The organism is Bacillus sp. FSL K6-2839 (assembly GCF_038003365.1).
Classification (GTDB): Bacteria; Bacillota; Bacilli; order Bacillales; family Bacillaceae; genus Bacillus.
Genome location: NZ_JBBOOZ010000001.1, coordinates 546,489 through 569,871, shown reverse-complemented (window position 1 = coordinate 569,871; position 23,383 = coordinate 546,489). Strand labels below are relative to the sequence as shown.

Sequence of the window (23,383 nt, the reverse complement as noted above, 5' to 3'; positions counted from 1 at the left end):
CATTATGCGAGATATTTCCTATGAACCCCTTTTCCATCGTATGAAAACATCACTTCTTTTCCTTCAAGAACTGATTCGATATGCACACTTCTTCCCCACAGCTGAAATAAATACGGAAGGACTTTTTCTAAATATTTCAGATCAAGTTCAATGCCTTCGTACCAATGTTTTATATAAAGTTCATTGTTTTTCAAATAGTCGCCATCGATCACGGTCAAATAAGGAAAACCGCCATTGACCCTCATGCTCACAAGCTGATCACGAACAGCCTTCCAATCTTTATCAATGACTTTATAGTCTCTCCCCTGCTTTTGAAACAAGTACAAATCTTCTCTCATCACAAGGTCTTTTGTTAAGTAATTTCGAATAAAGGAAATATCTGATTCAATCTCCCTTACTTCAAACATTTTGCTGCGGCCCGATCCTTCTGTCACCCCTGCTTTTTTTAATTCTTCACATGGGTTGTCATAGCGCTCTTCGATATCTTCAAAAATCTTCAGACCTAAATAGTAAGGATTGATGCCTGTTTTAGATGGCTGCACCACGCCTGCATTTAATTTGGCAAACTCAATCGATTCACTTGAATCTAAATCAAGCTCACGCATAATCCGCTGATGCCAATACGATGCCCAGCCTTCATTCATAATCTTTGTTTCCAGCTGCGGCCAAAAATAGAGCATTTCCTCCCTCAGCATGGTGAGGACGTCCCGCTGCCACGGCTCTAGCTCCCGGGAGTGCGCCTCAATAAAGAGCAAAATATCTTTTTCCGGCTTTGGCGGAAATTGTTTGACGATTTTCTTTTTCTCATGCGTCTTCGGCTCATCCATTCCCCACAAATCATCATACGGCGTCTGACGTTTTGGTTTATCATCTTCACATTCTTCTTCATCGTCCATATTCCAGCTTAGTTTTGAACGAACAAGAGACGGATCAATATGCTCCTGTAGAGCCAATACGGCGTCTAAAAAGGATTCCACTTCTTTTGTTCCATGAAGATGCTCATATTCTTTGATCCGCTCTGCCGCTGCTGACATGCTTTCTACCATGTCTCGTTTTGTGTTTTGAAAACGGCAATTATTTTTGAAGAAATCACAGTGTGCCAGTACATGAGCCACAATTAATTTATTTTGAACAAGCGTGTTGTTATCAAGTAGAAAGGCGTAGCAAGGATTTGAATTGATGACCAGCTCATAAATTTTGCTTAACCCTAAATCATAATGAAGCTTCATTTTATGAAATTGCTTCCCAAAGCTCCAGTGGCTGAATCGTGTTGGCATTCCGTATGCACCGAACGTATAAATAATTTCCGCGGGACAGATTTCATACCTCATCGGATAAAAATCTAGACCAAATCCTTCTGCAATTTCTGTAATTTCATCAATGGCTCTTTGTAAAAGACGTTTTTCAGATACGCTCAAGGAAACCATCCCTCCTCATCGGACTTATCCCTACTATATGAGCGCACCTAAAAAAACATGATGTTCCGCCATTCGTTTAGACGACTTCCATTTCTTTCGTGGATTGCCCGCCGAATGACTCGAAATGAATATTCTGTTCTGGAATTCCCAGCTCTTTTAGTATATGAATCATCTCCTGTGTAAACACGGGGGAACCGCATAGATAAAATTGGCCTTTCCCTTCTCCAATCACTGATTGAAGGAATGGACGGTCAATGCGGGAAGCTGCCTTCTCAACAAGCTCTCCCTTACCAGGCTGCGCAAATTGTTCATTACATAAGATGATGCGACCATGAGAAGCTGCAGCTAGAACGCGTTCAAATTCATTTTCAAAAGCAGTTACATCCTCTAATCGATCTGCATGAATCATTGTAAATGGCCGGCTGTTTTGCGCTGCTGTTTTCATTAAACCGATCATTGGTGTGACACCAGAACCAGCACTAATAAAATAAACAGGCTCTTTAGTGTCTTCTTGCAAACAGAACATTCCCTGCGGCATACTCACTTGAAGAACGTCCCCTTCTTCCATTTCATCATGCAAAAATGTAGACACATGACCATCACGCTTTACTGTAATGCGGTAATAAGAAGGATGATGCTGATCTGATAAGCTATATTGTCTGCTGCACATATAAGCTTCACCCGGCATATCTGCCTGAACCGTAACATATTGGCCTGCTTCATACATTGGCAGCTCTGATTCATCTTCTGGTACTAAGTAAAAGGAGATCAGCGATGGAGATTCCTGTACCTTTTTCTTAATCACAAACGGCTTCACATCTGCCCATCCGCCAGTTTGCTTTACATTCTCCTCCATCATTTCTGCTTCAATCGTGATAAAAATATTTGCAATAATGTCATATGCGGCCTTCCAAGCTAAAAGCGTGTCATCTTTTTCCGTTAAACCAAACACTTCTTTCATCGCTTCAATGAGGTGATATCCGACGATTGGATATTGCTCTTTTTTGACCATCACACTGACATGCTTATGGGCAATCTTTTTGACCGCTGGAAGTAAATCTTCTAATCGATCGATGTGCAGTGCAGCTTGATATAATGTCGCAGCAAGCGCCTCTGGCTGACTTCCGTTCATGAGGTTTGTTTGATTAAATTGATTGAGTAGCTCTGGATGCTGACGAATCATATTTTGATAAAAAACAGTCACAAGTTTGGTTCCCTCGGCTTTTAATAAAGGGGCTGATTGTTTTATGGCATTCATTTGATCTTTAGATAACATCGTCATTCCTTCTTTCAAAAAGGTGTATTTTAAATACATCTTTATCGTAATGGATGACAGCTTATAAAAGCAATATTTATAATACATGTTTTAAATGTTGTCACATTTAACACTTTCTCGAACAGTTTTTGTCTAAAATGTGTTACGATGATACAAAACTCTATCAGGTTTAGAGGTCGTCAAAATGAAACTAACGAATTATACAGATTTCTCATTAAGAGTACTCATTTATTTAGCATCAAGAGAAAACAATGAACTGTCAAATATTCAGCAGATCGCCGATGTTTATGGCATTTCTAAAAATCATCTGACAAAGGTGATTTATCATCTTGGAAAACGTGGGTATGTGGAAACGATCCGTGGAAGAAATGGCGGGATTAGGCTTGGGAAAAGCCCAGAAAGCATTAACATTGGAGAGGTTGTCCGTTATACAGAGGATGATTTAGTCATGGTTGAATGCTTTGATCCAAAGAAAAACAACTGTATCATCTCTCCGATTTGTTCATTAAAGCATGTACTTCATGAAGCACTTACTGCTTACTTACGCGTTCTTGATCAATACACACTAAAAGATTTAACTCAAAACAAAGATGCTCTTAGAGAGCTCCTCCTTTAGGCGAAAGAATTCTTTTCTTTCGTCTTTTTCTTTACCTTCTTGTAATAATAATTAATTTAAAATTATTATAAATAAATATTGACTATCAGGTTTGATTTAATATAATTAGGGTATATAGATTACTAGAAATCATTTTTTTGTTTACAGGAGGAGAAAAGAATGACAAATTCAAATCATAAAAATTTGACAACGAATCAAGGCGTGCCTGTTGGCGATAACCAAAACTCAAGAACAGCTGGTCACCGCGGACCTACATTTCTTGATGATTACCATTTGATTGAAAAACTTGCACACTTCGATCGTGAACGTATTCCAGAGCGTGTCGTTCATGCAAGAGGCGCCGGCGCTTATGGTGTGTTTGAAGTTGAAAATAGCATGGAGAAACATACAAAAGCTGCCTTCTTAAGTGAAGAAGGAAAACAGACAGACGTTTTTGTTCGCTTCTCAACAGTTATTCATCCTAAAGGTTCACCTGAAACATTGCGTGACCCGCGCGGCTTTGCTGTCAAATTTTACACAGAAGAAGGTAACTATGATCTAGTTGGTAACAACTTGCCGATCTTCTTTATACGTGATGCATTAAAATTCCCTGATATGGTTCACTCTCTCAAGCCAGATCCTGTAACCAATATCCAAGATCCTGACCGTTATTGGGATTTTATGACCTTAACACCTGAATCCACTCATATGCTCACATGGCTCTTCTCTGATGAAGGAATCCCTGCGAGTTACGCTGAAATGCGCGGTTCTGGTGTGCATACATTTAGATGGGTCAACAAATATGGAGAAACAAAATATGTGAAATATCACTGGAGACCTTCAGAAGGTATTCGCAATTTATCTATGGAAGAAGCAGCAGAAATCCAAGCGAATGATTTCCAGCATGCGACAAGAGACTTATATGACCGCATTGAAAATGGCCATTACCCAGCATGGGACTTATATGTCCAGCTGATGCCGCTTAGCGATTATGATGACCTTGACTATGATCCATGTGATCCAACAAAGACATGGAGCGAGGAAGATTATCCGCTTCAAAAAGTAGGACGCATGACACTCAACCGCAATCCTGAGAACTTCTTTGCTGAAACAGAGCAATCTGCTTTCACACCAAGTGCACTTGTTCCAGGAATCGAAGCATCTGAAGATAAACTGCTTCAAGGCCGTCTGTTCTCATATCCTGATACGCAGCGTCATCGTCTTGGTGCAAACTACATGCGCATTCCGGTGAACTGTCCTTATGCACTAGTACACAATAATCAGCAGGATGGCTTTATGACAACGACTCGTCCAAGCGGTCATATTAACTATGAACCAAACCGTTACGATGATCAGCCAAAAGAAAATCCTCACTACAAAGAAAGTGAGCAAGTTCTTCACGGTGACCGTATGGTGAGACAAAAAATTGAAAAACCGAACGATTTCAAACAAGCTGGGGAAAAATATCGAAGCTACTCTGAAGAAGAGAAGCAAGCATTGATCAAAAACCTAACAGCTGATCTGAAAGATGTAAATGACAAAACAAAATTACTTGCGATCTGCAACTTCTATCGTGCAGATGAAGACTACGGACAACGATTAGCCGATTCACTTGGTGTGGATATTCGCTCATACCTTCAAGGAAGCATGAAATAATTGATCCGCAATGAGCACCTCTTTATTAGAGGTGCTTCAGATTGACAAAGGGCTAAAATGAGCTTTATTTTGGCCCTTTGTCTTCTTTTCAGCGTGATAGAAAACCTTTGCAGTTTAGGAAGGACGAGTACTGGCGCGGAGCGAATTTGACATTCGTGAGCACCGGCACGCAAGGACTGACACCGAATGCGAGAGTTTGTCTACACGCTGGAGCACCTCTTTATTAGAGGTGCTTTTTTTATAGCCGGAATACGTTAATACTAATCAAATGACCGGTCACCGGGTGAAAATAGATTTCTGCATGTGCGGCAAAAAGCGTTGAGCCTTCCTTCACGGTGACACGAAACACATCTTTTGTCTGATCTTCATTTACTTGTGTACGCCCAATATATTGATAATCGTTTAAAGCGGCGCCTTCATATTCCTCTTGCAACGCTGTGTACGCAAGTCTTTCCCAATTTTCAACAGGCTGCATCGCTGCATTTGCTGCAGGATAGATCATGAAAATGCCATACAAAACCATTCCTGCTGCAAAAGGCATCCACCATTTCGGCTGCATAATATCATTGATCTCACTTTCATGTATATTTTGTTTATGTTTTGCTGGTCGATCCTTTTTCATACATGAAGCATTTATTCAGCCTAAAATTCCCGGTACATGATTAATGCGGACACCAACTTTTCCCCTGAAAATGTCGATATGTTCCGAGCAAACTAATGAGGACTTCTCAAGGGAAAGGAGAAGGTTTGATGAATGTGGCGGATTATGATAAAGCACTTTATTATACGCATCGCTCGCAATGGGATAATTTACTTATTCTTATGGTACGTACGCAAGATGACTTGCTCTCGAAACGTATTGAGCATTTCTTACATGCGTATCAATTTAACCGGAACGATGCTGATGTTGAAAAATGTTTATATGGGCTCCTGCAGTACATTGACCATGCTTCAGAGGCTGCTGCTTCTGAAGTTTATTCACAACCGATGTACACATAAAGAAAAAGGCTGATTATCAGCCTTTTTACATACACTTAGCAGTGCGCAGTGATTGGAAGCATAAAGTGGTCTTTTACCCATTCTTTTTTTGTATAAATAAACAGCGCATCCTCGTCATTTGGCCCCATAATCACATGTAAGCCGTCAATTGACGTATCAGGTGTAAAATAGAATATCACTTTTTCCGTCGTTTCATTCACAATATGTGCAACAACTTCCTCTATATTTTGCGACTGGAGAGAAATGATATCAAAGACATGTATGGTTTCATTTTCTTCATTCATCAGGACAATGGTATCCAACGCTTCAATATAGAAAATGGCATCCGGCCAAACGAATGTAAAATAAAACATCAATAAGCTGCCATGGTCCTCAGCATCTAATTTCATTGATCCCGTTTGACGTTTTTCTGCGAACTGTTCAAGTAATGGCAAGTCATGTTCCAACGTCAGCTGCTTTTTGCGCATGTCCTTTTTCATTTGAATGGCGCTTTTGCCGATATTTAGACTAAATTCGCTTTCGTGGTAACGGGTAAAGCCGAATCTTGGATAAAAATCCAGTACATTTTCATTGGCAAAAAGAAAAATCATATCATAGTCATTTTCGTACGTATCCATAATATGCTGCATTAACTTTGTCGCTAATCCTTTATGGCGGTAGGCTTGATCCGTCATCACCGTGCCAATTTGAACAGCTCGATACGTTTGGCCATCAATGATCAGTGACATGAGGTAGACGGAAGCGTTTGAGATCACTTTCCCGTGATGGACAAAGGAATAAGGAATATATTTTTCATCCCAGTACCCTCTTTTATACCAGTCACTAAAATCCAAATCAAATGTATTGATCGCTAACTTATTAAAGCTTTCTTTCAATTTCTCATCATGTCGATAATCACTCACTAATTCATATGTCTCCACGTTGATTTCCTCCTTTTTAAAGTCACTTATCTTCAGCCGGTTCATCACCTCCTTCAAAATAAAAAAAGACTTCATGAGCATACACTCATCAAGTCTTTTATCGTTTTACTCATAGAAATCAGACTGAACATGCTTCTCTTTTCACGCAAAAGGGTACGTCAAATAAACCGGTATCCGTGCTCTTTTTTATTCAATTCATTGAACTGAACGTGCGCTTAAAAGTTTTAGCATAACGACTAAATTCCCTTCTGTCATAGCAGCTCTTTCGGCTGATTTTTTTGATAATCCACTGCATACAGAGCCGCTTGTGTACGATCTGCCAGCTCTAGTTTGGATAATACATGAGATACGTGTGTTTTGACAGTCTTTTCAGAAATAAACAGTGATGAGGCAATTTCTTTATTGCTTTTCCCCTTTGAAATTTCGAATAAGACATCTCGCTCTCTATTGGTCAGCTCTTTCATTAACTTCCATTTTTGCTCTTTTGGCTCGGTCAAATGCTGCACAAGAAAGTTGGTGATATGAGCATCTAATTGATAGGTGCCCTTTTGTACGTCAATCATTGTCGTAAGGAGCTTTTCTGGCGCTACATCCTTGAGCTGATAGGCTTTTGCCCCTGCTTGAATAGCGGGAATAACATAATCTTTATCCGCATAGCTTGTCAGAATCACAATGCGGGTATCGGGCATTTCAAGCATCATTTGTTTCGTGGCTTCAATGCCATTCATCACAGGCATCGATAGATCCATTAGAACAATGTCAGGCCGCATTTGTCTGACAACTTCTAATGCTTCTTCTCCATTAGAAGCCTCACCAACGATTTCGACGTCAGGCTGTGTCTGCAAGAAAAACACAAGCCCTTTTCTCACAATATGATGATCATCTGCAATCACGACTCTCATGACGACCCCTTCCTTTCTTGAGAAAATGGCACCTTCACTTGAATAGTGGTTCCTTTACCGAGCTCAGACTCTATACAAAATGTTCCACCAGCTCTTTTGATACGGTCAGACATCCCTTTCAGACCAAGTGAAGGGAGGCTCATTTGCTCGTCATACTGAAACCCTTTTCCGCGGTCAATGATTTTCATCTCAAACGTGTCTTTTGATTGTTCAAGCTGGACCTTGACTTCCTCTACTTCCGCATGTTTTTGACAATTATTCAGCGCTTCTTGGCATACCCGAAACAACGTTTCATGCTGCGAATGATCCATCTCCATACAGCCGGATAACGATAATGTACAGCGTAATCCTAAAAGCTTTGCATACTCTTGAATCCCTGTTGTGAATCCTTTTTCAAGTCCTCTTGGTCTTAGCTGCCAAATGAGTGACCGCATTTCAACCAGTGCATCTTGTGACAAATGCTGAATAAAATCAATCATTTCCCCTAGATTCTGATTGTTTGTCATTTGTCGGGCGGCCTTAGCAGTCAGACTGACTGAAAATAGCATTTGGTTGACGGAATCATGTAAGTCCTGTGCAAGCCGGTTTCTTTCTTCCAAAAGAGCATGCTGATGTTCGTTTTGCACAAGCTTCATGCGTTGAATGGCGGTTCCAATTTGAAGCGCAATGCTTTCAAGCAAATTCAGTTCTTCCTGGTTAAATGTGACTTTTCCTTTTGCCGCCACATTCAATAATCCGAACGTACGCTTACATGCTTTGAGGGGAACCGTCGCATGATGTGTAATTCCTTCTGTATCCCCAAGCTTTTGCTCAATCGCCGTTTCGATCCGTTTACAATTCATAATGTTGGTGGCTGATTGCAGTGAGCCCTTTGTGTATCGATTGATACAATAACAATCGTTTTGACACATCAGCTGCTTTTGATGCTTTGCCAGCGCTTCGGGTAAGGAGACCTCAGCCATCAGTTCATACGAGCCGTCTTTTTCTATAAAATAAATCCATGCTGAATGAAAGCCTGTGATATCCATCAGCATATGGAGCACTTCATGAAGCGTATCTTTCATTTCCATGCCTTCATTTAGCTTTTCAGCAATTTCTTTTAACGTTTTTAATGTTTCAACCTTCTCTTGGTATTCTCCCATACTGTTTACCCCCGGCATTTGCTGCCTTCTCTTTTCATTACGCTCATTATACCATGAGCATTCTGCCGGCTCTTTCTCTAAAAGGATGATTTTTTCTCATCCTTTTGACTGAGAAAAAGCCATCATGCATTCACACGATGGCCTTGTTTGTTTATTTAGCCGTTTCTTCCACAATCTCATAAACGACTTTCATCACTTCTTCTGACAGATGCTTCAGCTTTTCTTCGCTATCTGTTAAAGATGTACCTTTGACTGCAATATAAAATTTCACTTTAGGCTCAGTGCCGGAAGGTCTTAAGCAGAACCACGAGCCATCCTCAAGGAAATACTTCAGCACGTTTGACGCTGGCAGGTGAATGGTTTCTTCTTTCTTTTCGGCAACGAGGTGTCTTTGACTTGATTGGTAATCCTCGATGACAGTGATGCGCTGACCCGCGATGGCTGCTGGCGGATTTGTTCTAAAGGTATGAAGGATCGCTGAAATTTGCTCTGCTCCTTCTTTTCCTTTTAAGGTTAACGACTTTAACCCTTCCCGGTAAAATCCAAACTCCTTGAACATATCGACAAGCGCGTCGTACAAGGACTTGCCTTGTTTTTTATAGAAAGCAGCGACTTCGACAGCTAACAGCGCAGCCTGCACCGCATCTTTATCTCGGGCAAAGTCACCGATCAAATAGCCATAGCTTTCTTCGTACCCGAATTGAAACGTGTATTCTCCGCTCTCTTCGAATTGCTTGATTTTTTCTCCAATAAATTTAAAACCAGTAAGTGTGTCAATCGTATGGGCACCAAATGCTGAAGCAACAGCACGCCCAAGCTCACTTGTGACTATCGTTTTCATCACAACGGGACGAGGCGGCAGCTGACCAAGCTTTTGTTTTTCAGACAATAAATAATGGAGCAGCAGGGCTCCTGTTTGGTTGCCTGTTAAGACGGTAAACTCTCCATCATGATCTCTGACCGCAATACCTAACCTATCCGCATCTGGGTCTGTTGCAATGAGGATATCAGCATTCTGCTTTTCGCCAAGCTTGATGGCATACTCAAATGCTGCATGCTCCTCTGGATTTGGCGATGTCACTGTTGAAAATTGCGGATCTGGTTTTTCCTGTTCAGGCACAACAGTCACATGCTGATAGCCTAGAGCCTGAAGCCCTTTTCGGACAGGCTGGTTGGCTGTACCGTGAAGCGGGGTAAAAACGACTTTGACATCGACCTCACTTGCCAGCTCAGGGTGCACACTGATGGTTTTTAATTTTTCAATATAAGCATGATCGATTTCTTCTCCGATCATCTTGATCAGCCCTTGTTGTTTTAACGTTTCTTCTGAATCAACTGAAATCGACAGTTCATTTCCTATTGCATCTACTTCTTGAATGACTTGATCTGCTTGAAGTGGAGGCAGCTGTCCGCCGTCTTCTCCATATACTTTATAACCATTATATTCTGGTGGGTTATGACTTGCTGTTACGACAATCCCAGCAAATGCATTCAGCTCTCGAACAGCAAAGGAGAGCTCTGGTGTTGGACGCAGTTCGTTAAATACGTACGTTTGAATGCCCTGTGAAGCAAGTGTTTTGGCTGCTTCCATTGCAAATTCAGGCGATTTATGGCGTGAATCATATGCAATGGCGACGCCTCTTGTTTTTGCATTCTCTCCATGTTTCGCAATATACGCAGCAAGGCCTGCAGATGCTTTACGAACCGTGTACACATTCATTCGGTTCGTGCCGGCACCAATCTCCCCGCGCATTCCTCCAGTGCCGAACTCAAGGTTTTTGTAGAAACAGTCTTCAAGTGCTTGTTGCTCATCTTGATGTGCCTCCAGCCATTCCCTTAGCTCAGCATCCAGGTGCTTCTCATTGATCCATCGCTCATAATTCGTCTTCCAACTCATGGTCGTCCTCCCAGCTCTTATCATCAATAAAATACATCTACTGTTATTTTATATGGAATCATCCTTTATGTCATGCTATATCATTGGCAGATGAAGAAAATGCTGAACAAATAAAAAAGCCGATACATGATCGGCTTTGATCGGCTTTTCTTTTATTCAGCATCAAGTGGTACAACTGCTTCATGGAATAGTTGATCTAATTGTGTTTGATGTTTCTGTTTTGCTGCTTCATCCCAGCCAAAACGCTCTGCCATATAGTCAACGACAGGCTGTGCATATTTTTTCGCCCAGTTGATATTAAATAATAGGCTTCCTGTTCTTCTTAAGAAGAAATCAACAGGGGTAACAGCTAATTCTTCTTCGATTGCATAGACAAGCTCTGCCAGTAAATACGCTGGAATGTTTCGTTTGTCTGCTTCACCTTGAAGCTGCTCTACACGCTTGAAGAGACTGCTGACGTTTGAGCCATATTTTTCAGCGAGTTTTTGAGCAATCGGTTCTGTTAAACCAACAGATACTCCTTCTGCTGTTTTCGCTTGGACAAAGGATGCCATATTTTTAGACCCGCCTACATGACCGCCTGAAATTGGCATATGCTTTGTTTTACATGGCCCGAAGTCTTTGCCCGTTTCTTCTTTCAGTCCATCACGTACGAGATTCACAATGTGCTCAGCCATTTTGCGGTAGCCTGTTAATTTACCGCCAGCAATAGTGATTAAGCCTGAAGATGATGTCCATACTTCATCCTTACGAGAAATTTCTGAAGGGTCTTTGCCCTCTTCATGAATGAGTGGACGAAGACCAGCCCAGTTAGATTCAACATCTTTTTCTGTAATATTGAGATCAGGGAACATGTATTGAATCGCTTTGATGACATAATCACGATCTGCTTTTGTCATACGCGGATGTTCCAGCTGCTTTTTGTACACTGTATCTGTTGTTCCTACGTACGTTTTGCCTTCTCTTGGAATCGCAAAGACCATACGTTTATCAGGCGTGTCAAAGTAGATCGCTTGTTTTAATGGGAAGACTGATTGGTCGAATACTAAGTGAATACCTTTTGTATGCTGTAAGTGCTTCCCTTCTTTTGAGTGATCCTTGTCTCTTAGCTGATCGACCCATGGACCTGTCGCATTGACGATTTTCTTCGCATACACATCGTAGGTTTTCTGCGTCATGACATCTTCAATGACAACACCGACAACTTTGCCTTTATCATAAATAAATTCTTTTACTTTCGCATAGTTGACCGCTTCTGCCCCGAATTTCACAGCTTCTTTCATGACTTCGATTGTCAGGCGTGCATCATCTGTACGGTATTCAACATAGTAGCCGCCGCCTTTTAAGCCGTCCTTTTTCACAAGCGGTTCTTTTGCAAGTGTTTCCTTCGCACTTAGCATGCTTCTACGCTCGCTATGCTTGACACCAGCTAAAAAGTCATACACTCTAAGCCCAATGGACGTTGAAAACTTACCGAATGTCCCGCCTTTATGCATCGGTAGAAGCATCCATTCTGGTGTTGTCACATGAGGACCGTTTTCGTATACAATGGCACGCTCTTTACCGACCTCTGCGACCATCTTCACTTCGAATTGTTTTAAATAACGAAGTCCACCGTGCACTAGTTTCGTTGAGCGGCTAGACGTACCTGCTGCGAAATCCTGCATTTCTGCAAGACCAACGCGCATCCCGCGTGAAGCCGCATCAAGTGCTGTACCAGCGCCTGTAATACCCCCGCCAATGATAAACACATCATATGGTTTTTTTGTCATTTCCTGCAGCATTTGTTCCCTTTCTAAGCTAGAAAAAGTCATCTCTTGTTCCTCCCATGTTGTACGGTAAAGAAAAAGAGACCGCAAACACCCAAAGCGTATTTCTACACTTCGGTGCCTGCGGTCTCTCCAGTTCTCCAACCGTTCTATTAACTTACTTGAAGTATACCATACTTTTGGTTTATTTGAAAGCTTGAGCTGCTTTTACAGCCTTTTTCCACCCGCTGTATAACGAGTCACGGCTGTCCTCTTCCATCTTAGGGTCAAAGCGCTTGTCAAGGTTCCATTGTTTTGCAATGTCTGAACGGTCGTTCCAGAAGCCAACTGCTATTCCCGCAAGATAGGCCGCACCGAGTGCCGTCGTTTCATTAATTTCTGGACGCTCTACAGGCACATCCAACAGATCACTTTGGAAGCCCATTAAGAAATCATTCTTCACAGCTCCGCCATCAACACGCAATGTTTTTAATGAAATGTTTGAATCCTTTTCCATCGCATCTAACACATCTTTCGTTTGATAAGCAAGTGATTCTAACGTTGCTCGGACAAAGTGCTCTTTAGAAGTACCGCGTGTTAACCCGAAAACAGCGCCTCTGACATCACTATCCCAGTATGGTGTGCCTAGACCAACGAATGCCGGAACGACATATACGCCCTCTGTTGACTCAACGCGCTCTGCATATGCTTCGCTGTCTTTCGAGTCTTTAAACATTCTCAGTCCGTCACGCAGCCACTGAATCGCTGAGCCAGCAACGAAAATACTTCCTTCTAAAGCATATTCAACTTTGCCGTCAATGCCCCATGCAATCGTCGTTAATAAACCATGATCCGACTTAATGGCTTTTTCCCCTGTATTCATCAACATGAAACATCCTGTACCATATGTGTTCTTCGCCATTCCTTCTTCAAAGCAAGCCTGACCGAATAAAGCAGCCTGCTGATCTCCCGCCGCTCCTGCTATCGGAATATTTCTGCCGAAGAAGTGATAGTCTGTTGTTTCACCATAAATGTGTGAAGATGGTTTCACCTCCGGAAGCATAGATGCAGGTACGCCAAGGATATCAAGTAATTCTTCATCCCATTTCAGATCGTAAATGTTGAACATTAACGTTCTTGACGCATTGGAATAATCTGTGACGTGTGATTTACCGCCTGTCATCTTCCAAATAAGCCAAGTATCGATTGTGCCAAACAGTAAGTCGCCATTTTCTGCTTTCTCACGGGCACCTTCTACATTGTCTAAAATCCATTTTACCTTTGTACCTGAGAAATAAGCATCGATGAGAAGACCTGTTTTATTTCTAAACGTTTCATTGTGTCCTTGCGCTTTTAAATCTTCACAAATGCCAGACGTTTGTCTTGACTGCCAAACAATTGCATTGTAAATAGGTGCGCCTGTATGTTTATCCCAAACAACAGCTGTCTCACGCTGGTTCGTAATTCCGATACCAGCGATTTGGTCTGCTTCAATTCCTGATTCAATTAAAGCAGTTGAAATGACCGATAGAACAGAGCTCCAAATTTCATTTGCATTGTGTTCTACCCAGCCTGGGTTCGGAAAATATTGATTAAATTCCTTCTGAGCTGTATGTGCAATTTTGCCTTCTTGATCAAATAAGATTGCTCTTGAGCTTGTTGTCCCTTGATCTAATGCAAGAATATATTTTTCTTTTGTCATGATGTTTTCCTCCCCTTACATACTTTCATTTACAGCATTTGTTTGGTTTTTCGTAGAGACATAGAGTCCTAACAATACCACAACTAAAATAACGCTTACAATCCAAAAGGCTGGAGTGACGTTCGCTTTAAAAGCTGCATTGTAGAAAACACCGCCAAATGCGCCGCCTAAAATTGGACCAATAACTGGCACCCAAGCATACTTCCAATTCGATGGGCCTTTCCCTGGAATCGGCAGGATCGCATGTGCAATTCTCGGACCTAAATCACGTGCAGGGTTAATGGCATAACCAGTTGTTCCACCTAAAGAAAGACCAATTGCAACAATTAAGAAACCAACAATCAGCGGATTGACTCCGTCTGCAAATTTATTTGCACCAATCGCTAAGATTCCTAGAACCAATACAAATGTACCGATGACTTCACTAAGTACGTTTGCAAAAGTATGCGGAATCGCAGGACCAGTTGAGAATACACCTAGCTTTGCACCTGGATCATCTGTTGCTTTCCAGTGCGGTAAGTAATGTAAAAAGACAATAATAGCCCCTATTAATGCGCCAAGCATTTGACCAACAATATACATTGGAACATCAGCCCAAGGAAAACTTCCTTCTAGCGCAAGCCCAATTGTTAGTGCGGGATTTAAATGCGCTCCGCTGATTCCACCCGTTGCATAAGCTGCAATGGCCACTGCAAATCCCCATCCGAAAGCGATTACAATCCATCCGGATTGATATGCGAGCGATTTCTTTAAATTAACTGCCGCACACACACCGCCTCCAAAAATGATGAGCAGCATTGTACCTACGACTTCTCCCCAAAATGGTGTCATGAAAAATTCCTCCTCTGGTTCAGTTGCCATCCCCTATGAATGTGTAGAAAAGATAAAGAAAAAGATCCACAACAAACATACTTTACATCAGGATCATTTGTCACCTAGTAAAGCGCTGTTGTGGATCTCCGTTTCTCCATCACATGATATTAACTTAGTGCAATAGTATCAGAGGATGAAAACGTTGTCAATAAATATTCACATTTTCTCTTCTTCACTTTTGGAACGCTTTCCAAAGGGTGGTATTCGAGGTCGTCACAGCTGTAGCCCCTGCTTCAAGCGCTCTTTCTACATCTTCTTTTGTACGGATAAATCCGCCTGCAAATATTGGGATCCCAGCTCGCTCGCGCACTTCTGTAATTAAATCTGGTACGACTCCCGGCAACACTTCAATAAAATCTGGACGATGTTTCCCGACGAACTCCATGCTTTTTTCCATGGCACTCGTATCAAGTAAAAACATTCGCTGAATGGCATATACCTTTTTTTGCTTGGCTTTTACTATGACAGAAGACCTAGTAGAAATAATTCCTGCTGGCTTCATTTCCTGACAAATAAATTCCGTTCCATACTCATCATGTTTAATCCCGTGAATGAGATCGACATGGACAAACATTTTTTTGTGATGAGCATTTGCCTCATTCATGATGCCCTTTAGCCGGCCTAAGTGAACATCAAGTAAGACACCATATGTAAATGGACTTTTTAAAAATTCCTCAAATTGCTTCATATTGCGAACAGCAGGTAGAATAGGTTGATCATGAAAACTCATATGCCGTCTCCTTCAAAAGTGTATTGGATCAGTCTTCTCCTAACAGTAATAGAAACTCTTCTATTTTTCAATACACCTAGTGTGTCCAATACCGATTTCACCTCACATCATCTTCATAGACCTAGCTCAAAATGCTGGAAAGCATGCTTTTATTCCATAGAAAAAAGCAGAGAAGTCTCTCTGCTATAGCTGTGCCATGCTTTCTTTTAAGGTATTGATGATAAATGAGGCGTCATCATCTGTGATATTAAGCGGCGGTGCAAGCTGGGCAACGTTATTATAGCCGGCAACTGTATCACCATTTTTCCCAATGATCAGCCCGCGTTTTTTACATTCTGCGATCAGTTGACCGATAACATGTGGATCAGCTGGTTTTTTGAACTGCTGATCCTGAACAAGCTCAATGCCAAACAGCAAGCCTTTTCCTCTGACATCTCCGACAAATGGGTGCTCTTTTAACTCTTGCAAACGTTCAAGCATATCTCGCCCCAGCGCATCTGACCGTTCCACTAATTGCTCGTTTTCCATAATCTCTAGGTTGGCAAGTGCCACCGCACAGGAAGCAGGGTGACCGCCAAATGTATTCACATGGCGCAGCCGGTCATACGTATCTTCCCCTGCATAAGCTTCATAGATTTCTCGTTTCACGCACGTTGCAGAAAGCGGTAAATAGCCGCTTGTAATCCCTTTTGCCATGGTGATAATATCCGGCTTTACTTCCTCATGCATAAAACCAAACCGCTTCCCTGTCCGGCCAAAGCCGCAGATGACTTCATCTACGATAAGAAGCGCCCCATGAGCTTCACAGATGTCTTTGACCTTCTTCAAATACCCTTTTGGCGGCATTAAGATACCTCCGCCCGTAATGATCGGCTCCATAATGACCCCAGCAATGGTCTCACTTAGTTCCCACGTCATAGCCTGATCAATCGCCGCAGCACTCGCCAAATTCTCTTGGTCCTCAGGATGACGATACACATCAGGAGGTGCAACGTGGATAAAGCCCTGACCTAATGGTTCATATTTATATTTACGCTGCGCTTGACCGGTTGCGGCAAGAGCAGCTGCTGTATTGCCGTGATACGACCGGTACCGGGAAATGAACTTTGTCCTTGTACTCTCTCCTTTTTGCGCATGATATTGTTTGACAATTTTAAATGCGGCTTCATTGGCTTCAGAACCGCTGTTAGAAAAGAAGATGACATAGTCCCCGCCAAGCCACTCATTTAGCTTTTCAGCCAGCTGAATCGCCGGCACGTGGCTTTGTGTAAGCGGATAGTATGGCATTGTCTTTAATTGCTTATACGCCGCTTCTGCAAGCTCTTTGCGGCCATATCCGGCATTTACACACCAAAGGCCTGACATCCCGTCTAAATAGCGATTTCCATGAATATCTGTCACCCATGCGCCTTCTGCCTCGTGAATGACCATACTTTCATTTTCCTTGTTTGTCCCTTTCATATGATGCCAGATCAACTGATCATCTTTCGCCTGAAGATTTTGCGCCTGCTCATGTATTTTCATCTTCCCGCCCCCATGTATCCGTTTTCATCATTAAAGAAGCTTAGACCAGTTCAATAGCACATTGCCTCTCCATTCATTATATGGATGAAACGTGAGGCATATGAAACTGGAACTTGACCGTCCGTAAGAGATAACCAATCGTTCCTTTCATTATAAAAAAGGGGTCAGGCATATTACATTAGACAGATCGTCAACTGATTGAACAGAATCATAAGACACTTTTTTTGATGCCTTGGCAAAATGGAAACACACTCCGCTAACGTCGATTTCCTTGCAGGAATTCATAAGCAAGAATCGCAAATTCAAGTGCCTGGCGTTTCGGCGCCTGCATCATATCCTCACCAAGCAAGGCATGCAGTTTATCCAGTCTATGATAAAGGGTTTGCCTGACAATATAGAGCTGGCTTGCGGTTTCTTTTTTAGAACCGTTTGTCTGTAAAAAGATATTCAGCGTTTGATAGAGTCTCCCGCTATTTTGATTATCGTATACAATCACGGGCTCTAAATACTCTTTCACCATGCATTCAAGCAGACCGCTTTCCTTCATCATAGGCATGAGACGGAGCATATGTAGATCTTGATAAAATGGACTTTCCACCCGCTGAGGCATCACTTTTTTTAAATGCAGTACTTCTTTGGCAGCTTGAAAGCTTTTTCTCATGTGCTGAAACTGTTCACAATATTGCCCGATACCAAAATTGATCTCGGCCCCTCGGGGCTGCTCCCGGTCATACAATTGTTTGATGTCGTTTGCAGCCTTTTCTGCACGCTCTTTCCAGTCCTCTTTCTTTCTCGTGTTTAATAAAATAAACAAGGTTTGTCCTTGATGCTCATATGCAATCAGATAGAAACCCGCACGCTGAAAAATGGAGCGGCAAGATACGAGAAAGTAAAGATTCCCTGCGATTTCTTCGATTTGATGATGCTTTTGAAAGAGCAAAACTATGCAGCCAGTTGGCTTTTTCAACCCTTCTGTTTCTTCAAGGTGTTCTATGATCTCTCGTTCTGTATGCTCTTCTTGGAACCATTTTTGCAGCCATTCATTCTCTTTTGTCTTCTTTAGCTCTTCTGTATAAAGCTCTCTTAATGTTTGCTGGGCTAGAGCATTCGCTCCTTTATCCATCACGAGCAGTTCAAATTCAGAGAGCGTGTCCGCTTGATGAATGAGCACAAGATCTGCAAATGTTTGTTTGAGTGCAAGCACTTGTTTTTGCGTCACTTCGTATCCTTTTGGCACGGCAGCAAACTGCAAATAATTCATGACCAGTTCTTCGGTTGGTTTGGAAGAATCACATAAAATAATCGGCTCGCCCTGAACAGGGAGGAGTAAAAGAATCCCCCTTACGTGCTGATACACTTGATCCAAAATATCCATCTGCGGATGCGGGGTCAGTAAAAGCTCATTCAGCTTTGATGATAGTGCTTCTAAATCTGCCATCATTTGATACTGACGCTCGATCATCATTGTATGAAGATGCTGCGTGATGTTGACGAACTTCACTTCTTTTGTAAATAGAATAAGCGGAAAATCTCTTTCTTCTGCATAGGTCAGCAATTCTTCCGGCACATCGAATCTTAGCGGAACAAATTCAATACACAAGCCGGCTGCCCCTGAATCAATCAGCTGCCGTAAAAACGCTTGAAACACATCCAGTTGATCATGGAAGCCTGCGGCTGTCGTTAATATAAGCTCGCCTCCATTTAACAAATCCTCTACATCAGGCACTTCTAACACATGGATCCATTTGACCTGCCGAAACAATCCTTTTTCCCCTGCTAACACTTTTGCATGCGCAAAATGCTTCGTTTTCAACACGTCACTCACTTGGAAATGAACATCTACATTCATTCATATGTCCCCCTTTGTTTGCCGCCTATCCCCTATCCCAGAGGGTGCATGGATAAAATCCATAATAAAACTGGTAATGTCACGATACTTAAGATGGTACTGAGAAATGTCGTGCTTGAGACAAACTCAGGCTTCGTTCGAAATTGTACAGCCATCAGCGTGGTATTTGCTGCTGTCGGCATGGCTGCCACTAAAATCATAATTTGTTTCACCATATCGTCTACCGGTAAAATAAGCGTAAAGACAAATGCGATGAGTGGGGAGATAAACAGCTTCAGTAATACAGCATAAGAAATATTGCGATAATCCACTTGCTTAAAAGAGATCACGGCAAGCTGCATGCCTAAAATAAGCATAATCGTCGGTATGGCAGCATTCCCTACAAGCTGAATACCCGTCATCAGCTCTTTAGGTAATGAAAGGTCAATCAGCTGAAATAATAGACCGATAAGCGCCCCGTAAGCAACCGGCATACGAAGCACTTTTTTCAGCACGACCTTTCCATCTCCCGCATCCTCTCCGCCCTTTGCTGCATAATACATGCCGATTGTACTCATGACAAGCTGCTGCAGCACCATCAACACGATCGCAATATCCAAACCTGCTACTCCGAAGACAAGCAGCACAACGGGCGTGCCGTAGTTTCCATTGTTCATAAAGGCTGACGACAGAATCATGGCACAATACGTTTCATTCGAATAACCATAAATACGAGATAATATAAAGACACATAAAATAAGTGCAAGACAAAGCCCGACAACAAAAATGGATAAATACACATAGTCCATCGACACTTTGTTTTGATAAAAGGTTTCAAACGCAAGAAATGGTGACATTAAATATAAAGACATTGATGAGAGCGTATGTATGTCAAAACCAATCGCCTTCTGCCCGATATACCCAATCAGAAATATGCCGAACACTGGCAGTAAGACAAGTAAAAACTCCATGCTGCACCTACTTTTCTCTAGTTGAATTCCAGATTCCTTCTGCTTCCTCATTATCATACCACTGATAAACAATAAAAAAGAAGCACCCTTATGAAAGGCCGCTTCTTTCCTCATCCATATAAAACACTTCCCACAAATGACCATCAAGATCCTGAAAGCTCCATCCATACATGAACTCATGATCCTGCTTCTCCTTAAACGGTGAACCGCCTGCTGCCATTGCCTGCTCGACAAGCTCATCGACCTCTTCTCGTGAATTGACACGAATAGAGATAATCACCTCTGATGCCTCTTTTGCATCCACTAATTGTTTCTCTGAGATGGATTGAAAATGCCTAAGAGATAACAGCATGACGGTGATCGTGTCATCAATGACCAAACAGGCCGCCTGATCATTCGTGAACTGCTGCTCAAAGTCAAAACCCAGCTGCTCAAAAAAAGCGATAGATTCCTTTACGTGCTTTACCGGCAAATTGATATACAGATGTTTAGATTGTCGCCCCATATTCCTCTCCTTTTTGAACACATGATCTCCTTTCAGTATATTCTGCTTTTGCTCCAGCATCCCTTTGTCAATCGAAAAAATCTTATCTAATCAGATGTCCCTTTTTTAGCAGTGAAAGCGATCGCTCATGGCGCCACATTGTCTCTTTAAAAAATGTCATCAAAAAGAATCGCCTCAACAATAGGCGCTTCCTTTCTTTATTTTTTATATTCAATATGGTACACGTCTCTTCTTCGGTCTTTCAGCTGACGTACGGTCCCGTCTTGCCTTTGTCTTCTTAAAATTTCTAAATCGACATCACCAACGACAACCATCTCAATGTTTGGATTACACTCTCCTACAATCCCATCTCTTGCAAATTCAAAGTCTGATGGGGCAAATATAGCCGATTGTGCATATTGAACATCCATATTTTCGGTTTGCGGAAGGTTGCCAACTGTTCCCGAGATGACGGTATAAATCTGGTTTTCGACCGCTCTCGCCTGTGCACAGTAACGTACTCTTAAATAGCCTTGGCGGTCTTCTGTACAGAACGGAGTGAAAATAATTTTCGCTCCTTTGTCAGCCGCGATCCGTGCAAGCTCAGGAAATTCAATATCGTAGCAAATTTGGATCGCAATTTTGCCACAGTCTGTATCAAATACCCGGACCTGGTCACCAGCAGAAATCCCCCACCATTTTCTTTCATTCGGCGTGATGTGAAGCTTATATTGCTTTTCAATCGTTCCATCACGTCTAAATAAATAGGCGATATTGTAGATTTTCCCTTCCTCTTCTACAAAGTGGGACCCGCCGATGATATTAATGTTATATTTCACAGAAAGGTCTGTGAACAAGTTAATGTAGTCCTCGGTATATTCCGTAATCCGCTGTACGGCAAGACTTGGTGAACGCTCTTCTAAATAAGACATGAGCTGCGTCGTAAAAATTTCTGGGAATACGGCAAAGTCAGCTGATGCATCTGATGCTACATCCACATAATACTCCACCTGATTCATAAATTCCTCAAAGGAATGAATTTGTTTCATCGCATATTGAATCACACAAATTCGAACGGGGAACGCCGATTTATAATATCTTTTCGATTGCGGGCGATAGTCGACATTGTTCCATTCCATTAATGTCGCATATGTGCTGGATGCTTTATCATCCGGCAGGTAATTCGGATTGATCCGCATGAGACTAAATTCATTTAACAGCTGAAAAGATAAAACGGGATCATAGATTTGGTGAAGCATCACCTGCTCCACATACTGGCGAGGCGTCATTTCCTCTTGGTATTTATGATAATTCGGAATGCGTCCGCCAATGATGATGCTTTTTAAATTTAATCTTCTCGCTAAGTCTTTTCTTGCTTCATACAAACGATGCCCAATTTTCATGCGGCGGTACTCAGGACTCACCATGACTTCGATTCCGTACATATTCATCCCATCAGGATTATGGTTTGTGATGTACCCATCATCTGTAATGTCCTGCCACGTGTGGCGATCATCGTATTCATCAAAGTTAATTAATAAACTTGAACAAGAGCCAATGATTTCTCCCTCGAATTCAGCACAAAACTGCCCTTCTGGGAAATGCTCAAGGTGGCTTTCAAGATGCTCTCGTTTCCAAGGGTCCATGCCTGGAAAGCATACCTCTTGCAAGGCAATGATTCGGTCAATATCCTCTTCCCGGATATTGCGGATCACCATTCTTTTTTCAAACCGCGTTAAGTCTAGTTTTTCTGCCATGATGTTTTTGCCCCCTTACTGATCCTCTTTTTTAAGCTGATGGAATAGCTGGAGCAATTCGATTTCAGCCATGGATTCTAATCTGACATCATATTCTTCAAATTGCAGCGTGCTCGTCACTTTGTTTGGGACGATGACGCATTTCATGCCTGCCCGTTTGGCAGCTACTGATCCATTCACAGAATCCTCAAATGCCACGCAATCTTTTGGCTCTACCCCTAAGCAGCGTGCGGTTTGCAAATAGAGCTCTGGATTTGGTTTGACTTCTTCCACATCATCTGACGTGCGGATACATTCAAAGTAGTCGAAAAGACCAATCTGCTTTAGGTGATCTGACACCCATTTATAGTCTGAGCTGGAAGCAAGTCCAATCTTGATCCCGAGCTCCTTTGCTGCTTCTAAATAAGCTTCTACGCCAGGTCTTGCTGATTCGTCCTTCATTCTTTTTTGAAAACGAGAACGCCGATCTGCTGTGAGTGTCTCATGATCCAGCGTCTTCCCTAACTGCTTTTCCAAATATTCAAATGGCTTAAAGCCTGCCTGCGTCCCAATGACCTTGCCCCATACGGAAAGAGGCAGCTCTGACTCATGTTCCGCAAACATTTCTTGTAAAACCTCATATTCATGTGTTTCTGTATCTAAAATTAATCCGTCAAAATCAAATATAATCGCCTTTACCAACGAGGCCACTCCTTTTTTTACGAAAGTCTTAAACATATACTCCATGCTATCATATCGTGAATAAAATTGACTTTCAAAGATGAATGTCTGCTAAAATGATTATGTATAAAAGGAGCCTGCACCGTTTTGTCAGGCTCCTACCCGTGTTCTGTTCATTCTGTAAGAGATCCAAGCGCTCCGATTCGTGGAGAAATAGGCAATGTTGAAAAAGAGCGGTTTGGTATTACAGATCTTAAAGGTTTCTCCGTTCCCTTAAAAATAGTATGTGCGAGGGCCTTGT

20 protein-coding genes are annotated in these 23,383 nt (G+C 42.1%); 3 read left to right on the top strand and 17 right to left on the bottom strand.

Translation table 11 applies throughout. From position 1 onward, the window contains the following. Nucleotides 1–2: 2 nt before the first annotated feature. Nucleotides 3–1,427 carry a SpoVR family protein gene (locus MHH26_RS02595; RefSeq protein WP_400559154.1) on the bottom strand — a complete coding sequence of 475 codons (1,425 nt, stop codon included), beginning with the start codon at nt 1,425–1,427 and terminating at the stop codon, nt 3–5. Between the two features lie 67 nt (nt 1,428–1,494). Continuing rightward, a complete protein-coding gene (locus MHH26_RS02590) occupies nt 1,495–2,694 on the bottom strand; it encodes a globin domain-containing protein (protein ID WP_307499373.1) in 1,200 nt (399 codons plus the stop codon). A 184-nt stretch (nt 2,695–2,878) separates the two neighbouring features. Between MHH26_RS02590 and MHH26_RS02585 the strand changes: the two genes are divergently transcribed. Together MHH26_RS02585 and MHH26_RS02580 are read left to right on the top strand one after the other, a co-directional pair. After that, entirely contained in the window at nt 2,879–3,310 is a 432-nt protein-coding gene (locus tag MHH26_RS02585) for an Rrf2 family transcriptional regulator (RefSeq protein ID WP_282067246.1), read from the top strand. A 159-nt stretch (nt 3,311–3,469) separates the two neighbouring features. Further along, nucleotides 3,470–4,945: a catalase gene (locus MHH26_RS02580; RefSeq protein ID WP_340972190.1), complete on the top strand. Its 1,476-nt coding sequence runs from the start codon at nt 3,470–3,472 to the stop codon at nt 4,943–4,945. Nucleotides 4,946–5,183: 238 nt separating this feature from the next. Here the strand turns inward: MHH26_RS02580 and MHH26_RS02575 are convergent, their stop codons facing one another. Further along, entirely contained in the window at nt 5,184–5,567 is a 384-nt protein-coding gene (locus MHH26_RS02575) for a YqzG/YhdC family protein (protein WP_340972189.1), read from the bottom strand. Nucleotides 5,568–5,695: 128 nt separating this feature from the next. On the opposite strand from MHH26_RS02575, the gene MHH26_RS02570 reads away from it, so the two are divergent. Continuing rightward, a complete protein-coding gene (locus MHH26_RS02570; RefSeq protein ID WP_024426598.1) occupies nt 5,696–5,944 on the top strand; it encodes a YhdB family protein in 249 nt (82 codons plus the stop codon). Between the two features lie 35 nt (nt 5,945–5,979). On the opposite strand, the gene MHH26_RS02565 is transcribed toward MHH26_RS02570, so the two are convergent. The 14 genes from MHH26_RS02565 to MHH26_RS02500 form a co-directional block, all read right to left on the bottom strand. Beyond that, nucleotides 5,980–6,864, bottom strand: a complete 885-nt coding sequence (locus MHH26_RS02565) for a GNAT family N-acetyltransferase (protein ID WP_340972188.1) — start codon at nt 6,862–6,864, stop codon at nt 5,980–5,982. 251 nt (nt 6,865–7,115) lie between these two features. Continuing rightward, on the bottom strand, nt 7,116–7,766 hold the full coding sequence (locus MHH26_RS02560) for a response regulator (protein ID WP_307499370.1): 651 nt from the start codon (nt 7,764–7,766) through the stop codon (nt 7,116–7,118). Next, nucleotides 7,763–8,908: a GAF domain-containing sensor histidine kinase gene (locus tag MHH26_RS02555; RefSeq protein ID WP_340972185.1), complete on the bottom strand. Its 1,146-nt coding sequence runs from the start codon at nt 8,906–8,908 to the stop codon at nt 7,763–7,765. Before MHH26_RS02555 ends, MHH26_RS02560 begins: the two co-directional genes overlap by 4 nt. Before the next feature lie 151 nt (nt 8,909–9,059). Continuing rightward, complete coding sequence (locus tag MHH26_RS02550) at nt 9,060–10,805, bottom strand: phospho-sugar mutase (RefSeq protein WP_340972182.1); 1,746 nt, start codon at nt 10,803–10,805, stop codon at nt 9,060–9,062. A 152-nt stretch (nt 10,806–10,957) separates the two neighbouring features. Beyond that, on the bottom strand, nt 10,958–12,619 hold the full coding sequence (gene glpD, locus MHH26_RS02545) for a glycerol-3-phosphate dehydrogenase (protein ID WP_340972179.1): 1,662 nt from the start codon (nt 12,617–12,619) through the stop codon (nt 10,958–10,960). Nucleotides 12,620–12,758: 139 nt separating this feature from the next. After that, on the bottom strand, nt 12,759–14,255 hold the full coding sequence (gene glpK / locus MHH26_RS02540) for a glycerol kinase GlpK (protein WP_060595850.1): 1,497 nt from the start codon (nt 14,253–14,255) through the stop codon (nt 12,759–12,761). A gap of 15 nt (nt 14,256–14,270) precedes the next feature. Continuing rightward, a complete protein-coding gene (locus MHH26_RS02535; RefSeq protein WP_095284949.1) occupies nt 14,271–15,086 on the bottom strand; it encodes an MIP/aquaporin family protein in 816 nt (271 codons plus the stop codon). A 214-nt stretch (nt 15,087–15,300) separates the two neighbouring features. Then, on the bottom strand, nt 15,301–15,858 hold the full coding sequence (locus MHH26_RS02530) for a glycerol-3-phosphate responsive antiterminator (RefSeq protein ID WP_034663739.1): 558 nt from the start codon (nt 15,856–15,858) through the stop codon (nt 15,301–15,303). A 183-nt stretch (nt 15,859–16,041) separates the two neighbouring features. Beyond that, on the bottom strand, nt 16,042–17,382 hold the full coding sequence (locus MHH26_RS02525; protein ID WP_340972176.1) for an aspartate aminotransferase family protein: 1,341 nt from the start codon (nt 17,380–17,382) through the stop codon (nt 16,042–16,044). Between the two features lie 256 nt (nt 17,383–17,638). Further along, nucleotides 17,639–19,231, bottom strand: coding sequence for a PucR family transcriptional regulator (locus MHH26_RS02520; RefSeq protein ID WP_307499365.1), 1,593 nt, complete (start codon nt 19,229–19,231; stop codon nt 17,639–17,641). A 32-nt stretch (nt 19,232–19,263) separates the two neighbouring features. Beyond that, nucleotides 19,264–20,181 (bottom strand): AEC family transporter, encoded by a 918-nt coding sequence (locus MHH26_RS02515; protein ID WP_307499364.1) that lies wholly within the window; start codon nt 20,179–20,181, stop codon nt 19,264–19,266. A gap of 88 nt (nt 20,182–20,269) precedes the next feature. Then, on the bottom strand, nt 20,270–20,686 hold the full coding sequence (locus MHH26_RS02510; protein ID WP_066031112.1) for a VOC family protein: 417 nt from the start codon (nt 20,684–20,686) through the stop codon (nt 20,270–20,272). A 197-nt stretch (nt 20,687–20,883) separates the two neighbouring features. After that, nucleotides 20,884–22,422, bottom strand: coding sequence for a bifunctional GNAT family N-acetyltransferase/carbon-nitrogen hydrolase family protein (locus MHH26_RS02505; protein ID WP_012009394.1), 1,539 nt, complete (start codon nt 22,420–22,422; stop codon nt 20,884–20,886). 15 nt (nt 22,423–22,437) lie between these two features. Further along, the gene (locus MHH26_RS02500) at nt 22,438–23,103 is read right to left on the bottom strand and encodes an HAD family hydrolase (protein ID WP_340972169.1); all 666 of its coding nucleotides are present in this window, start codon (nt 23,101–23,103) and stop codon (nt 22,438–22,440) included. Nucleotides 23,104–23,383: the final 280 nt, after the last annotated feature.